General features: G+C 70.5%; 11 protein-coding genes. 5 read left to right on the top strand and 6 right to left on the bottom strand.

Features of this window, described 5'->3' with window-relative positions; genetic code table 11:
* Positions 1 to 93 precede the first annotated feature (93 nt).
* Genes JOM49_RS36670 through JOM49_RS36655 form a run of 4 tightly spaced genes read right to left on the bottom strand, consistent with a single transcriptional unit; the run spans position 94 to position 3,356 of the window.
* The gene (locus JOM49_RS36670; RefSeq protein ID WP_209668715.1) at positions 94 to 957 is read right to left on the bottom strand and encodes a carbohydrate kinase family protein; all 864 of its coding nucleotides are present in this window, start codon (positions 955 to 957) and stop codon (positions 94 to 96) included.
* Positions 954 to 1,871, bottom strand: a complete 918-nt coding sequence (locus JOM49_RS36665) for a pseudouridine-5'-phosphate glycosidase (RefSeq protein ID WP_209668714.1) — start codon at positions 1,869 to 1,871, stop codon at positions 954 to 956. Before JOM49_RS36665 ends, JOM49_RS36670 begins: the two co-directional genes overlap by 4 nt.
* A gap of 34 nt (positions 1,872 to 1,905) precedes the next feature.
* On the bottom strand, positions 1,906 to 2,610 hold the full coding sequence (locus JOM49_RS36660) for an HD domain-containing protein (RefSeq protein ID WP_372444164.1): 705 nt from the start codon (positions 2,608 to 2,610) through the stop codon (positions 1,906 to 1,908).
* Positions 2,547 to 3,356 carry a sporulation protein gene (locus JOM49_RS36655; protein WP_209668713.1) on the bottom strand — a complete coding sequence of 270 codons (810 nt, stop codon included), beginning with the start codon at positions 3,354 to 3,356 and terminating at the stop codon, positions 2,547 to 2,549. Before JOM49_RS36655 ends, JOM49_RS36660 begins: the two co-directional genes overlap by 64 nt.
* A 26-nt stretch (positions 3,357 to 3,382) precedes the next feature.
* Here JOM49_RS36655 and JOM49_RS36650 point away from each other — a divergent pair, with 26 nt between their 5' ends.
* On the top strand, positions 3,383 to 3,628 hold the full coding sequence (locus JOM49_RS36650; RefSeq protein ID WP_209668712.1) for a DUF3039 domain-containing protein: 246 nt from the start codon (positions 3,383 to 3,385) through the stop codon (positions 3,626 to 3,628).
* 78 nt (positions 3,629 to 3,706) lie between these two features.
* On the opposite strand, the gene JOM49_RS36645 is transcribed toward JOM49_RS36650, so the two are convergent.
* Both JOM49_RS36645 and JOM49_RS36640 read right to left on the bottom strand, forming a co-directional pair.
* Positions 3,707 to 6,796, bottom strand: coding sequence for an efflux RND transporter permease subunit (locus JOM49_RS36645; RefSeq protein ID WP_209668711.1), 3,090 nt, complete (start codon positions 6,794 to 6,796; stop codon positions 3,707 to 3,709).
* A 101-nt stretch (positions 6,797 to 6,897) separates the two neighbouring features.
* Positions 6,898 to 8,016 carry a YihY/virulence factor BrkB family protein gene (locus JOM49_RS36640; protein ID WP_209668710.1) on the bottom strand — a complete coding sequence of 373 codons (1,119 nt, stop codon included), beginning with the start codon at positions 8,014 to 8,016 and terminating at the stop codon, positions 6,898 to 6,900.
* Positions 8,017 to 8,246: 230 nt separating this feature from the next.
* Here JOM49_RS36640 and JOM49_RS36635 point away from each other — a divergent pair, with 230 nt between their 5' ends.
* The 4 genes from JOM49_RS36635 to JOM49_RS36620 all read left to right on the top strand — a co-directional run bounded on the left by JOM49_RS36635 (position 8,247) and on the right by JOM49_RS36620 (position 14,495).
* The gene (locus JOM49_RS36635; protein ID WP_245369596.1) at positions 8,247 to 10,004 is read left to right on the top strand and encodes a DEAD/DEAH box helicase; all 1,758 of its coding nucleotides are present in this window, start codon (positions 8,247 to 8,249) and stop codon (positions 10,002 to 10,004) included.
* Positions 10,005 to 11,013: 1,009 nt separating this feature from the next.
* Positions 11,014 to 12,153 carry a sugar ABC transporter substrate-binding protein gene (locus JOM49_RS36630; RefSeq protein ID WP_209668708.1) on the top strand — a complete coding sequence of 380 codons (1,140 nt, stop codon included), beginning with the start codon at positions 11,014 to 11,016 and terminating at the stop codon, positions 12,151 to 12,153.
* 93 nt (positions 12,154 to 12,246) lie between these two features.
* Complete coding sequence (locus JOM49_RS36625) at positions 12,247 to 13,020, top strand: ATP-binding cassette domain-containing protein (protein ID WP_209668707.1); 774 nt, start codon at positions 12,247 to 12,249, stop codon at positions 13,018 to 13,020.
* Positions 13,021 to 13,046: 26 nt separating this feature from the next.
* Positions 13,047 to 14,495 carry a sugar ABC transporter permease gene (locus JOM49_RS36620; RefSeq protein ID WP_209668706.1) on the top strand — a complete coding sequence of 483 codons (1,449 nt, stop codon included), beginning with the start codon at positions 13,047 to 13,049 and terminating at the stop codon, positions 14,493 to 14,495.
* The last annotated feature ends 7 nt before the right edge of the window (positions 14,496 to 14,502 follow it).

Below are 14,502 nucleotides of genomic sequence, written 5' to 3'. Positions count from 1 at the left end.
TGGGGCATTACTTGCGCCCTCCCGTCGCCCACCACCACCCTCAACGGAGCTGCGCGCTGTTCTGAAACGCAAGTAATGCCCCACTCCTAGCGTTCAGGGCTGGGCGCCGACCTTGCGCACGGCTCGGGCGCCCAGGCGGACACCGGCGCGCAGGGCGTCCACTCGGGACTCCCCGGCCAGCCACGCCGCCAGCACCCCGGCGTCGAAGGCGTCCCCGGCTCCGGTCGAGTCGACGCACTCGGCGGGTTCGGCGGGCACCGAGACCACACCGTCCGCGTTGACCCAGCTCGCGCCCTCCATGCCGGAGGTGACCACGACCTCGCCGACCGTGTCCAGCAGCGACTTCGCCGCCGTCGGTTCCCCGGAGCCGGTCAGCGCGGCCAGTTCGGCGGCGTTCGGCATGAGCAGGTCGACCCCGCGCACGTCGTCGAGGAACTGCGCGCCGTCGGCCAGCAGCGGCGCCGACTGCGGGTCCACCGAGGTGGTCAGCCCGGCCCGCTTGGCCGCGGCGAGCGCCGCGAGACCGGCGGGCCGCGAGGTCTCGTCGAGCAGCACGTACCCGGACAGGTGCAGGTGGCGGGCACCGGCCAGCGCCCCGTCCGTGACGTCGTCGGCGCAGAACCGGGCGTTCGCGCCGCGGTCCGGCAGCATGCTGCGCTGCCCCTCGTTGTCCACGAGCACGACCACGCAGCACGTGGTCGCCTCCGGGTCGACGGCCAGCGCGCACCGCACCCCGGCCGCTTCGAGCTCGGCGCGGATCAGCCGCCCGCCCGCGTCGTCACCGATCCGGGCGACGAGCGTGGGTTCGGCACCGGCTGCCTTCAGCCACATCGCGGTGTTCGCGCCCGCGCCGCCCCCGGCGAACCGCACCTTCGTGCGCACGTCACCACCGTGCAGGATGGGCCCGTCGTGCTGGGCGACCACATCGAGACCCGCGTCCCCGACCACGACGATCATGCGCCCAGCTCCACGGCGACCTCGGCGGCGAGCCGCACGTTCGACACCACCAGGGCCTCGTTCGCGTCCAGGCTCACCCCGCCGCTGGCGGTGTGGAAGTGCTCGAGCAGCACCGGCGTCACGTCCGACCCGAGCACCTCGCGCTCACGCAGGAGGTCGAGCCCTTCGGCGAGCAGGCGGTCGTGGAGTTCAGCGTCCATTTCGAACTCCGCGGGGATCGGATTCGCCAGCAGTACCGCGGATCCGGTGAGCTCCCGGTGCGCGGCGAAGGCCGCGGCGGCCTGCGCGGCGTCGTCCACCCGCCAGTTCACCTCGAAGCCGGAGGACCGGCGGTAGAACGCGGGGAAGTCGGTGGTGCGGTAGCCGAGCACCGGCACCGAGTTGGTCTCCAGCACCTCCAGCGTGGCCGCGAGGTCCAAAATGGACTTCACCCCGGAGCAGACCACCAGCACCGGCAACCGGGACAGCGCCCCGAGATCGGCGGAGACGTCCCAGGTGGCGGTGGCGCCGGGCAGCGGCAGGTGCACCCCGCCGAGGCCGCCGGTGCCGAACACGCCGATGCCCGCGGCGTGCGCCAGCGCCGAGGTGCTCGCCACCGTGGTCGCGCCCGAACCACCCAGCGCGAGCGCCGGGCCGAGGTCGCGCCACGAGAGCTTGTCCAGCCCGGCGTCCTCGGCGCAGACCCGCTCCAGTTCGGCGGGGGAGAGGCCGATCACCGCCCGGCCGTCCAGGACGGCGATCGTGGCGGGCACCGCGCCCGCGTCGCGCACGGCCCGTTCCAGCTCGGCGGCCACCTTCAGGTTCCGGCCGGGCGGCAGGCCGTGCGAAAGGATCGTGCTCTCCAGCGCCACCACGGGCCGGCCGCCGTCGAGGGCGTCGGCCACCTCGGGGGCCACGGTCAGGTAATCGGTCACAGAGGGACATCCTCACCGATCGGGTGACGGCGGCTCAGCTCGGGGGCTCCAGCCCGGCCAGTTCCCCGGCCAGGTTGCGCTTCGCCGCCGACTCCCAGCGGAGGCGGGCGGGTCCGGTCCGGTACAGCGGGTCACGGGCGAGCAACCGCGCGAGCACCTTCGCCCGGCCGGACCGCCAGTCCGGTTCGGACACCGCCGCGTACTCCGCGCGCACGTTCCGCGCGTACTCGTCGTAGGACGCGGCCGAGCCGCCCAGTGTGGCGAGGTCGGCGTCGAGCAGGGCGGAGGCGGCGAGGTCCTCGGCCGGGGCGTCGTGCCCGAGCGTGGTCAGCACCAGCTCCTCCACCCGGAGCACGTCAGCGGCGGCGAGCCCGGCGGCCTCCAGCCAGCTGACCGCCCAGTCCGCGCTGTGCCGCTCGTCGTGCCCGGGACGGGCGTCGTAGACCACGTCGTGCGCGCACGCGGCGAGCGCGACCAGCGCCTTGTCCCGGGCATTCAACCCCAGCTCGGCGCCCAGTTCCGCGCTGTCACGGACGACGGCTTCGAGGTGTGCGGTGGTGTGGTAGCGCCGGTGCGGCTGGGCGTACTGGGCGGCGAGCTCGGCCGCCGCGCGGGCACCGACCTCCAGATCACCCCCGAGGGTGACCAGCGCCTGCAGCCAGGCCTCCCGCGCGTTCAGTCGAAGATCCCGCGTGCCTTGGCCACCTCGTGCAGCCAGCCCTCCAGTTGCTTCTCCCACGGCACCCGCTCGAGGTTCGCGTGGTCGACCTTGAACGAGCCGAGGAACTCCTGGCCGCGCCCGCCGAAGCCGCCGGTCTTGCTCACCCGGACGCGCTTGACCACCTCGAGCACCACGGTGGTCTCGGTGGGGTTCGACAGGAAGGTCAGCGCCACCGAGTCGAACACCGGCGCGAACCGCGGCGACGGGCTGAACCGGATCTCCTGGAAGAAGGGCAGCTGCTGGGTGACGCCGTTGATCCGGCCCTTCTCCAGCGCCGCGCCGGAGAAGGTGAAACCGATTCGGCTCATCGCGTCCAGGACGCGTTTCTGCGCGGGCAGCGGCTCGATGGAGGCGGCGTCCACGTCACGCGGGTCGGACACCGCGCCCGCCAGGTCCAGGTCGGTCTGCACGCCGACCGCGATGCCGGTCAGCGGCTTGCCGTACACGCTGCTGATCGGCGTCTCCCAGGGCAGCGCGATCTCGAACGGCAGCCGGACCTGCTGACCGGGGCGGATGACCTCGTTGCCCGCCAGGTGCTGGTCGCCGAACGCGAGGTCGCCGATCTCGGGCTCACCGCCGTCCGAGGACAGCTCCACCCTGGCGATCAGCCGGATGCCGAGTGCGTTGATCTCTTGGTCCACTTCGCCGCCGAGCAGCAGGACCTCACCGCGGAGCGGGCGGCCGGGCTGGACCGCGCGATCGGTCAGCCGCGCGTCGAGCCGCGCGCCGCCGGAGCCGAAGCTGGCAAGCACCTTCTGGAACATGGCGCCGATACTGCCATTATGGAGGGGTGAGTACGCAGACCTTGCCGGAAGTCGACACCCGCCCAGAGGGCACCGACACCTCCGATGACGACACCCCGAAGATGTTCCACTACGTGAAGAAGAACAAGATCGCCGAGAGCGCGGTCATGGGCAATCACGTGGTGGCGCTCTGCGGCGAGGTGTTCCCGGTGACGAAGTCGCCGAAGCCGGGTTCGCCGGTGTGCCCCGACTGCCAGAAGATCTACCAGGGCCTCCGCCCCGGCAGCGACTGAGCCCCCGCCGGGGTGCCGTGAATGTGGCTTTCACAGCAAATCACGCTGTGAAAGCCACATTCACGGCAGCAGCGCCGCCTAGTGGGCCCCGGCCAGTTCCGGGGTCTCGGTGCGCGGTGCCTTCTTCGCGCGCCGCCGCTCCTTGCGGCCCTCGACCACGGTGTAGAGCGTCGGCACCAGGATCAGCGTCAGCACCGTCGAGCTGACCAGCCCGCCGATCACCACGATCGCCAGCGGCTGCCCGATGAAGCCGCCCTGCCCGGTCAGCCCGAGCGCCATCGGCACCAGCGCGAAGATGGTCGCCGCCGCGGTCATCAGGATCGGCCGCAGCCGCCGCCTGCCGCCCTCGACCACCGCGTCGCTCACGCTCATGCCCTCGGCCCGGTACTGGTTGACCAGGTCGATCAGCACGATCGCGTTGGTCACCACGATGCCGATCAGCATCAGCATGCCGATCAGCGCGGGCAGCCCCAGCGCGGTGCCGGTGAGCAGCAGCAGGCCGATCGCGCCGGTCGCCGCGAACGGGATGGACACCAGCAGGATCAGCGGCTGCACCAGGCTGCGGAAGGTGGCCACCATGATCAGGAAGACGATCGCGATCGCCGCCAGCATGGCCAGCCCGAGGTCGGCGAAGGCCTCGTTCTGCTCCTGGCTCACCCCGCCGAGGGAGTAGGCCGCGCCGCCGGTCAGCGACAGCCCGTCCAGCTTGGTGGTCAGCTGCTGGGTCAGCGCCGACAGGTCACCGCCGGTGGTCTTCGCCGACACCGTGGTGCTCAGCTCGCCGTCGGTGCGCTTGACCTGGGTCGGCCCGTCCACCGTGCGCACGGTCGCCACCTGGTCCAGCCGGACGATCCCGCCGGCCGAGGGCAGCGGCAGCGCCGCCACGGCCGCGGCGTTGTCCGGGCGGTCCCCGGTGCGGAGCACGATGTCGGTGCGGGTGCCGTCGACCGGCAGCTGCGTGACCGTCTGCCCGGCGATGGCCTGGTTCGCCAGCTGCCCGATGGTGGTCGCGCTCAGCCCGCGCTCGGCCGCCTTGACCTGGTCGACCTCGATCTGCACCCGCGGCATGCCGGTGGCCAGGTCGTTGGTCACCCCGGTCAGCCCGGACACCTCGCCGAACGCCCGCTGCACCGCGTCCGCGGCCGGGCGCAGGGAGGCCTCGTCCGGCGCGGTGACGGTCACCGACACCTCGTCCGAGGCCGGACCGGCCGCCGCGCCGCCGAACTCCAGCTCGCCGAGACCCGGCTGCCCGCCCAGCGAGTCACGCAGGCGGTTCTCGAAGGCGTCGAGATCGGTGCCCTCCTTGACCGTGATGCTGATGCTCGTGGTGCTCGCCCCGCCACCGCCGAACAACGCGGCGATCGGGTCGTTGCCCACGGTGACCTGGTACTTCTCCACCTCGCCGGTGGCCGCCAGCGCCTGCTCGACGCGGATCGCGGCCTGCTCGCGGGTGTCCAGGCCGGTGCCCGGCTCGAAGGTCTGACGCAGGCTGGTGGTGGTCGTGGCGCCGTCGTCGAGGAAGTTGGTCTCCAGCTTCGTCGACAACCCGATGGTGCCCGCGAAGACCAGCAGCGACAGGAGCACCACGGTCAGCCGCCGCCGGGTGGCGAACCGGATCACCGGCACGTAGATCCGCTGCAGCAGCCCGCGCCGCTCCTTCTCCAGCGCGCGCTGGAGGTTCGCCTCGGCCTCTTCGGCGGTCGCCGCGGCCTTCGGCGGCTTGAGGAACCAGTAGGCCAGCACCGGCACCACGGTCAGCGAAACCAGCAGCGAAGCCAGCAACGCCACGGTGACGGTCAGCGAGAACGGGGAGAACAGCTCGCCGGCCATGCCGCCGACGAAGGCGATCGGCAGGAACACCGCGACCGTGGTGAGCGTGGACGCGGTGACCGCGCCCGCCACCTCGCGCACGCCGTTGAGCACCGCGCGCTGCTTGCCTTCGCCGTAACCGAGGTGCCGTTTGATGTTCTCCAGCACCACGATCGAGTCGTCCACCACGCGGCCGACGGCGATGGTCAGCGCGCCGAGGGTGAGCAGGTTGAGCGAAAGGTCACCGGCCCACAGCGCGAGCAGCGCCACCACCACGGACAACGGGATGGACACCGCGGTGACCAGGGTGGAGCGCACCGAGAGCAGGAAGAGCAGGATCACCACGACGGCGAAAGCCAGCCCCAGCAGGCCTTCGGTGGTCAGCCCGCTGACCGCCTCGGCCACCTGCGGGCCCTGGTCGAAGGTCGGCGTCAGCTCGGCGCCCAGTTTCTGGCTCAGCTCGGGCAGTTTCCCGGCCACCGCGTCGGAAACCGCGACCGCGCTGCCGTCGGCGACCATCGTGACGTTGATGCCCAGGCTCGGCTTGCCGTTGGTGCGGGTGATCGAACTCGCCGCCGCCAGCGTGGGCTCCACACTCGCCACGTCACCGAGTTTGGCCCTGGGGGACAGTTGCAGGTTCCGCAGACTGTCCACTGTGACCGGTCCACCGCCGACCTCGACGGTGAGCGTGCGCTCCCCGTCTTCGACCGTGCCCGCCGGGATCGCCGCGCCCGCGGTCTTGAGCGCGGTGGCCAGCGCGGTGGGGTCGACCCCGGCCGCGCCGAGCTTGGCGTAGTCGACGTCGATGGTGACCGTCTTCTCCTGCGTGCCGGTCACCGTCGCTTCGCGCACGTCGTCGATCTTGCGCAGCTCCGGCACGACCTCCTTGGTCAGCCGCTCGGCGAACTGCTGCTGGTCGCCGGGGGCCGAGGCGGCCAGGATGACCACCGGGATGTCGTCGGTGCCGCCCGCGGTCACCGTGGACTCGGCGTTGTCCGGCAGTTGCGGGCGCAGCCGGTTGACCGCCTGCTGCAACTGGCTCACCGACGCGTCGATGTCGGTGCCGTAGGCGAACTGGACGACCACGGTCGACGAGCCCTCGCTGGAGGTCGAGGTGACCTCCTCGACGCCGGTGATGCCCTGGATGCCGCCTTCGATCGGCTGCGTGAGCTGCCGGTCCACCGCGTCGGGCGACGCGCCGGGGTACGGGGTCACCACGACCGCGCTCGGCAGTTGCAGGGACGGGTAAAGCTGTTGCTTCAGCTGCGGCAGCGCGAGCGCGCCGAAGCCGAGAACCAGGATGGCCAGCAGGCCGATCAGGCCTCTGTTCCGGAGGCTGAGCTTTGCCAGCGCGGACATGACGGGGACCCCCTCGGGTACACGGACTCGCCACGCCATCGCGCGGCACGGCCAGAGCTTCCCAGCACCGGGTGTACCCGCGGCTCAACCCGGGAGTGGATTCACGTCCTACTTCGGGATGAGGGCGGGGTTTCGGCCGGTCGCTCCCCGTGTTCGTCCGGCTCTTCCGCGTCATCCTCATGCTTTTTCGGCCGCCGCAGCGGCGTCGTGGTGCGCTCCCACAGCTTGCGGCCGTCCTCGGAGCGCAACCGCTCGCTGGCCCGCTCCATCTCCAGCCGCCGCCACTTGCGCCGCTGGCGCCGGGTCATCTTGGCCGGCCACAGCTCCTGGATGGCGCTGTTGAAGTAGGCGCCGCCGACCACCGCGAGCCCGATGAAGAAGGTGAACAGCAGGAAGGCGATCGGCGTGGCCAGCGCGCCGTAGGTGTAGCCGGTGGTGGTGATCCACGAGATGTAGATCCGCAGGCCGACACTGGAGAGCAGGAAGATCGCCATCGCCAGCACCGCGCCCGGCAGGCCGCGGTGCCACGGCAGCTTGCGCGGCAGCGCCAGCTTGTACAGCGTGGCCAGCGCGAGCACTAGCACCGCGCCGAGCACCGGGAAGTAGAGCGAGCCGATCCAGTCGCGCACGGTCGGCTGCCAGGCGTCGGGGAAGAACTCCGGCAGCAGGTCCGGCCCGATCGCGATCACCGGCAGCCCGACCACCAGGAAGACCAGCATCACCAGGTAGAGCAGCAACGCGAAGATCCGCTGCCAGACCTCGTTGCGCACGCCGTACTGACCGTGCGCCACGGTGATCGCGTCGACGAACGAGGACATCGCCGACGAACCCGCCCACAGCGAGATCAGGAAGCCGATCGAGACGATCTCGCCCTTGCCGATGGTCAGGATGTCGTTGACCGTCGGCTCGATGATCCGGGTGACCACGTCGGAGCTGAAGATCTGCGCGCAGAAGGCGATGATCCGGTCGTGCACGGCGGTGACCAGGCCCTGGCCGAACCAGTCGCCCATGAAGCCGAGGCTGCCGAGCAGGCCGAGCAGCAGCGGCGGCAGCGAGAGCGTCTGCCAGAAGGCGGCTTCGGCGGACTCGGAGAAGATGTTCCCGTCCCACGCCTTGTTCAGCGTGCGGCCGACCAGCTGCACCGGTTTGCGCGCAGGTTTCGACCCCGGCGCGCGTTCGGCCGCCGGGGGTGCGCTGGGGTCGGGGTCGGCTGTGTTCATCTTCACCCTCAAGCATGGTGCATTCGGGGGATTTTGGCTCGTGGGGGCGTGGGTTGTGCCGTGGTGTCCACCCGCTCGCCGCCTTCCGGCCGTGCCACGGCACGAAGATGTCGGGGGCGGCGGGTAAGCTCGTCGGAGCCTCCGCAGCACTGCCCGCGGGGGCGTTCGCATGTCGGACAGCTCACCGGCCACCAGTGCCACCTGAGCCACCAGAGGGGAGTTGGACCTTCTTGTCGGAGACGGCCCAGCACGATCGGGCGGCTGCCGGTTTCAGTGCTCCACCGCCCGGCCAGGACACCACCGTCCGGCCGCTGCGCGCCTGGCAGCGCCGTGCGCTGACCAAGTACCTGACGACCAAGCCCCAGGACTTCCTCGCCGTGGCGACGCCCGGCGCCGGCAAGACCGTCTTCGGCCTGCGCATCGCCGCGGAGCTGCTGTCCGACCGCACCATCGAGGCGGTCACCATCGTCACGCCCACCGAGCACCTCAAGCACCAGTGGGCGTCCGCGGCCGCGGCGGCGGGCATCGCCATCGACTCGAACTTCCGCAACACCGTCGGCGTGACCTCGTCGGACTACCGCGGGGTCGCGGTCACCTACGCCCAGGTCGCGGCGCACCCGACGATGCACCGGGTGCGCACGGAGAACCGCAAGACGCTGGTGATCCTGGACGAGATCCACCACGGTGGCGACGCCAAGTCCTGGGGTGACGCGGTCCGCGAGGCGTTCACGCCCGCGGTGCGCCGGCTCTCGCTGACCGGGACGCCGTTCCGCAGCGACGACTCGCCCATCCCGTTCATCACCTACGAGCCCGACGGCGAAGGCGCCCTGCGCAGCCGCGCCGACCACGCCTACGGCTACTCCGACGCGCTCGCCGACGGCGTCGTGCGGCCGGTGGTCTTCCTCGCCTACTCGGGGGAGGCGTCGTGGCGCACCAGCGCGGGTGACGAGTTCACCGCGCGCCTGGGCGAGCCGCTGACCGCCGAGCAGAACGCCCGCGCCTGGCGGACCGCGCTGGACCCGAGCGGCGAGTGGGTGCCCGCGGTGCTGCAGGCGGCAGACACCCGGCTGAGCCAGGTCCGCACCACGATGCCCGACGCCGGTGGCCTGGTCATCGCCACGGACCAGGAGTCCGCCCGCGCGTACGCGAAGATTTTGCAGCGGCTTTCCGGGGAAGCGCCCGCCGTGGTGCTCTCGGACGACCCGAAGGCCTCCGCGCGCATCGGTGAGTTCTCCGAGTCCACCGATCGCTGGCTGGTCGCGGTCCGGATGGTGTCCGAAGGCGTCGACGTCCCGCGGCTGGCGGTCGGGGTGTACGCGACCAGTGCGTCGACCCCGCTGTTCTTCGCGCAGGCGATCGGGCGGTTCGTGCGTGCCCGGCGCCCGGGGGAGACGGCGAGCGTGTTCGTGCCGAGCGTGCCCGTGCTGCTGGAGCTGGCGAGCGAGCTGGAGGTCCAGCGGGACCACGTGCTCGGCAAGCCGCACCGGGAGAAGGACGGCTGGGACGACGAGCTGCTGGTCGCCGCCAACCGCACCGAGGACGAGCCGGGCGAGGAGGAGAAGGCGTTCACCTCGCTGGGTGCCTCCGCCGAGCTGGACCAGGTCATCTACGACGGCAACTCGTTCGGCACCGCGGTGTTCTCGGGCTCGGACGAGGAGCAGGAGTACCTAGGCCTGCCGGGCCTGCTGGAGCCGGACCAGGTGCGCGCGCTGTTGCGCAAGCGCCAAGAGGAACAACTCGCCGACGACAAGCGCCGCAAGCCGAAGGCCGAAGCCGCCCCACCGGCCCCCAAGCCGCGGACGGTCGCCGAACGCCTGGGCGCGTTGCGCAAGGAACTGAACGCGTTGGTCGGCATGTACCACCACCGCACCGGGAAGTCCCACGGCCAGATCCACAACGAACTCCGCACCACCTGCGGCGGCCCGCCCACCGCCATGGCCACCCTGGAACAACTGGAAGAACGAGTAGCCACCCTCCGCTCCTGGTAACCCACACTCAGGTAGCCGAACCCCACGTTCAAGCACCCGAGTTCCACGCTCGGGCAGGCGAACCCCACGTTCAGGAAGCCGACCTACACACTCAGGCAGGCGAACCCCACGTTCAGGAAGCCGAGTCTCACGCTCAGGCAGCTGAACTTCACGTTTGGGCAGACGAATCCCACGTTCGGGAAGCCGAGTCCTGCGTTCAGGTACCCGAGTTCCGCACTTGGGCAGGCGAACTCCACGTTCGACGCTTGAGCCTCGCCTTCGGACAGTCGAACGCCAGGCTGAGGCCGCTGAATCGGGTCCGGCGGGTGAGTCCCGCGTTCGTGCGCCCGAACCTCGCATGGGGACAGGCGAACCCCACGTTCAGGCACCCGAGTTCAACGTTCGGGCGGATGAGTCCTGCGCTCGCGCACCTCAACTCCGCACTCGGGCTGTTGATCACCACGTTCGGACAGTCCCTTTGAGCGCTCCGGCCGCACGGGCGCGTATCACCACAGGCTCGACCCGACCCGCGCGCAGAACCGGAGCGTCGGCTTCACATGCCTGAGTGTGTAGGTCGGCTGCCTGAACGTGGGACTCGGCTGCCTGAGTGTGAGGTTCGGCTTCCTGAACGTGGGGTTCGGCTTCCTGAGTGGGGGGTTCGGTGTGGGGGTCGCGCGCGGGAGTGTGGGGGGTGGGGGGTGGTGACGCTGTGTGGGGGTGGGGACGGGGTGCGGTGTGCTTATCGGGTGAAAGTTTCGGGGTTATCTGGTGCGTGCGCGGTGTGCTGCGGATAGTGGGCGGTTACCCACCCAGGGCGATCGCGGACTGTCTCGTCACGCAGCGTCCGGAGTGGACATCTGGCGCCTTGTTGCCAAAACGTATCCGGACATCCTCTACTGGATCGATTCAGAATTCTTCCGTTCGCAACCTGCCGGGACATATGTTGTCGCCCACAACATTTGCGCGACGGGGCGCCGGTCCGGGCTGGATCGCCGCGCCGCTCGGGCGCAGAATCCGGGAAGGACAACGGATGCGCAGGACAAAGACTCTTGCCCTCTTCGCTGCGGCGGCGAGCGTCACGGTCGCTCTCGCAGGGTGCGGGGCGAACAGCGAGGCGCCGCCCGCCGGCGGTTCGAGCGGCACCCCCACCGCCGGCCAGCAGCCCGCCGCCGGCGGTGCCAAGGTCGGTGTGGTGCTGCCGGAGACCGCGAGCTCGGCCCGCTGGGAAGGCTTCGACAAGCCGTACCTCGAGCAGGCGCTGCGTGACGCCGGCCTCGACCCCGACGTGCAGAACGCGCAGGGTGACGTGCAGAAGTTCAGCACGCTCGCCGACGGCATGATCGCCCAGGGCGTCCGGGTGCTGATCATCGCCTCGATCAACAGCGAGGTCGGCAGCGCGGTGGCGACCAAGGCGCGCAACGCCGGCATCCCCACCATCGACTACGACCGCCTCAACCTCGGCGGTTCCTCCGACTACTACGTCTCGTTCGACAACGAGAAGGTCGGCGAACTGCAGGGCCAGGCGCTGGCCGACGCGCTCAAGGACAAGCCGGCCAGCCAGGTCATCGAGATCGAGGGCGCGCCGACGGACAACAACGCCACCCTGTTCTACAACGGCCAGCAGCGCGTGCTCGGCCCGCTGTACACCTCGGGCGCGCTGAAGCTGGTCCAGAAGCAGGCCATCGACAACTGGGACAACCAGAAGGGTGGCTCGACCTTCGAGCAGATCCTGACCGGCAACGGCGGCAAGGTCGACGGCGTGGTCGCCGCGAACGACGGCCTGGCGGGCGCGATCATCACCGTGCTGAAGAAGAACGGCCTCAACGGCTCCGTCCCGGTCACCGGCCAGGACGCCACCGCCGACGGCCTGAAGAACATCCTCCGCGGTGACCAGTACATGACCGTGTTCAAGCCGATCAAGGAAGAGGCCGACGCCGCCGCCAAGCTGGCCGCCGCGCTGGCCAAGGGCGACAAGGCCGCGGCCGACGCGATCGCCACCGGCACCGCCCGCGACGACAAGGGCGGCCGTGACGTCAAGTCCGTGCTGCTGACCCCGCAGACCGTGCTCAAGGCCGACATCAAGAAGGTCGTCGACCAGGGTTACGTCAAGGCGTCGGAGATCTGCGCCGGCGACCTGCAGCCGGCCTGCGCCGAACTCGGCATCGCGTAGCCGAGCCCCCGCTCCGGGATGGGGGTGCGTGCCCCGAAGGCGTGCCCCCATCCCGGGCCCACCCGTGAAACCAGCAGCCCGGAGAAATTTCAGATGACAGTTCCGATTCTCGAACTCAAAGCGGTGAACAAGAGCTTCGGCCCGGTCCACGTCCTGCACGACGTGGACTTCTCGGTGCGGGCCGGCGAGGTCACCGCGCTGGTCGGCGACAACGGTGCCGGTAAGTCGACGCTGGTCAAGAGCATCGCCGGGATCCACCCGACCGACTCCGGGGAAGTGCTGTTCCAGGGTGAGCCGGTCAGCATCAAGGGCCCGAAGGACGCCGCCGACATCGGCATCGAGGTCGTCTACCAGGATCTGGCGCTGGCCGACAACCTCGACATCGTGCAGAACATGTTCCTCGGCCGGGAGCGCGGCAGCGGCTGGCTGCTCGACGAGGCCAGCATGGAGAAGGCCGCCCGCGAGACGCTGGCGTCGCTGTCGGTGCGCACGGTGAAGTCCGTCCGCACCCCGGTCTCCGCGCTTTCCGGTGGGCAGCGCCAGACCGTGGCCATCGCGAAGTCGGTGCTGTGGGACAGCAAGGTGGTGCTGCTCGACGAGCCGACCGCCGCGCTCGGCGTCGCCCAGACCCGCCAGGTGCTCGACCTGGTCCGCCGCCTCGCCGAGCAGGGCCTCGGTGTGGTGCTGATCAGCCACAACATGGCGGACGTCTTCGAGGTCGCCGACCGCATCGCCGTGCTCTACCTCGGCCGCCTCGTCGCCGACGTGCACACCAAGAACGTCACCCACGGGCAGGTGGTCGAGCTGATCACCGCCGGTCGTTCCGGCGACCTCGGCCTGGCCCGTCCCGAAGCCGTAGTGCTGTAGCCGTAACTGGAGAAGTGAAGAGAACCATGACTGAGACCCCCGCCAAGCCGGCCGAGCCGGAGGCGACCGGCTCCGGTTCGGCGAAGGCCGCGATCTCCGACTTCGGGATCGACACCACCTCGATGTCCACCGCGGAAGCCGTCCGCGACTACCTCTCCCGGTTGCGCGCCGGGCAGCTCGGTTCGCTGCCCGCGCTGCTCGGGCTGATCGTCCTGGTCGCGGTGTTCGCCGGGATGTCGGACGTGTTCCTCTCGCTGAACAACATCGCGAACCTGCTGGCGCAGGGCGCCGGGCAGACGATCATCGCGATGGGCATCGTGTTCGTGCTGCTGATCGGTGAGATCGACCTAGCGGCGGGCACCGCCTCCGGCGTGACCGCCGCGGTGATGGCGATGCACTACGTGGAGAACGGCAACCTGCTCGGCGGCATGGGCTCCACGGTGTTCTACATCTTCGTGCTGGTGCTCGGCGTCGGTGCGGCGCTGGCGATCTTCCTGCGGCTCTGGGCCGGTGCCGTGCTCTCGGTGGTGGCCATCGCGATCGCGATGCTCGGCATCGCGGCCAACCCGTGGGTGGAGATGCTGCTCGCGCTGTGCGTCGGCGCGGCGATCGGCTCGATCACCGGCTTCCTGGTGTCCAAGATCGGCATGCCCTCGTTCGTGGTGACGCTGGCGCTGTTCCTCGCCTGGCAGGGCGTCATCCTGCAGTTCATCGGTGACGGCGGGGTGCTCGGCATCAGCTCGTCGAGCGTGCTGGACAAGGTGGCCAACGGCAACCTGTCCACCTTCGGCAGCTGGCTGCTGTTCGTCGTCGGTGCCGGTGGCTTCGCCGCGGTGACCCTGGGCAGGCACTTCACCCGCCTCAAGCGCGGGCTGGTCACCCAGCCCACCCCGCTGGTGCTGTTCAAGGTCGGCGGTGTCGCCGTGCTCGGCGCGGTGGCCACCTACCTGCTCACGATCAACCGCGCGCCCAGCCCGACCATCGTGATCTCGGGTGTGCCGTACGTGGTGCCGATCGTGCTGGTGCTGCTGACCATCGGCACCTACGTGCTCAACCGCACCCGCTACGGCCGCCACATCTACGCCGTCGGCGGCAACGCCGAGGCGGCGCGCCGCGCGGGCATCAACGTGACCAAGATCCGGGCCAGCGTGTTCGTGGTGTCCTCGGCGGTGGCCGCGGTCGGCGCGATCGTCTACTCGTCCAAGGTCGGTTCGGTGGACCCGCAGGCCGGTGGCCTGAACACGCTGCTGTTCGCGGTCGGCGCGGCGGTGATCGGCGGTACCTCGCTGTTCGGCGGCAAGGGCCGGGTCTTCGACGCGGTCATCGGTGGCACCGTGCTGGCCGTGGTGGCCAACGGCCTCGGCCTGCTCAAGCAGCCCGCCGCGGTGGTCTCCATCGTGACCGGGCTGGTCCTGCTGCTGGCGGCCAGCGTGGACGCGCTCTCGCGGCGCCGCGCGGCGGCTTCCCCGCGCTGACCTCGCA

The organism is Amycolatopsis magusensis, assembly GCF_017875555.1.
Taxonomy (GTDB): Bacteria; Actinomycetota; Actinomycetes; order Mycobacteriales; family Pseudonocardiaceae; genus Amycolatopsis; species Amycolatopsis magusensis.
Note: the sequence above shows the minus strand (reverse complement) of the source record. Positions and strands in the feature narration are given on the sequence as shown.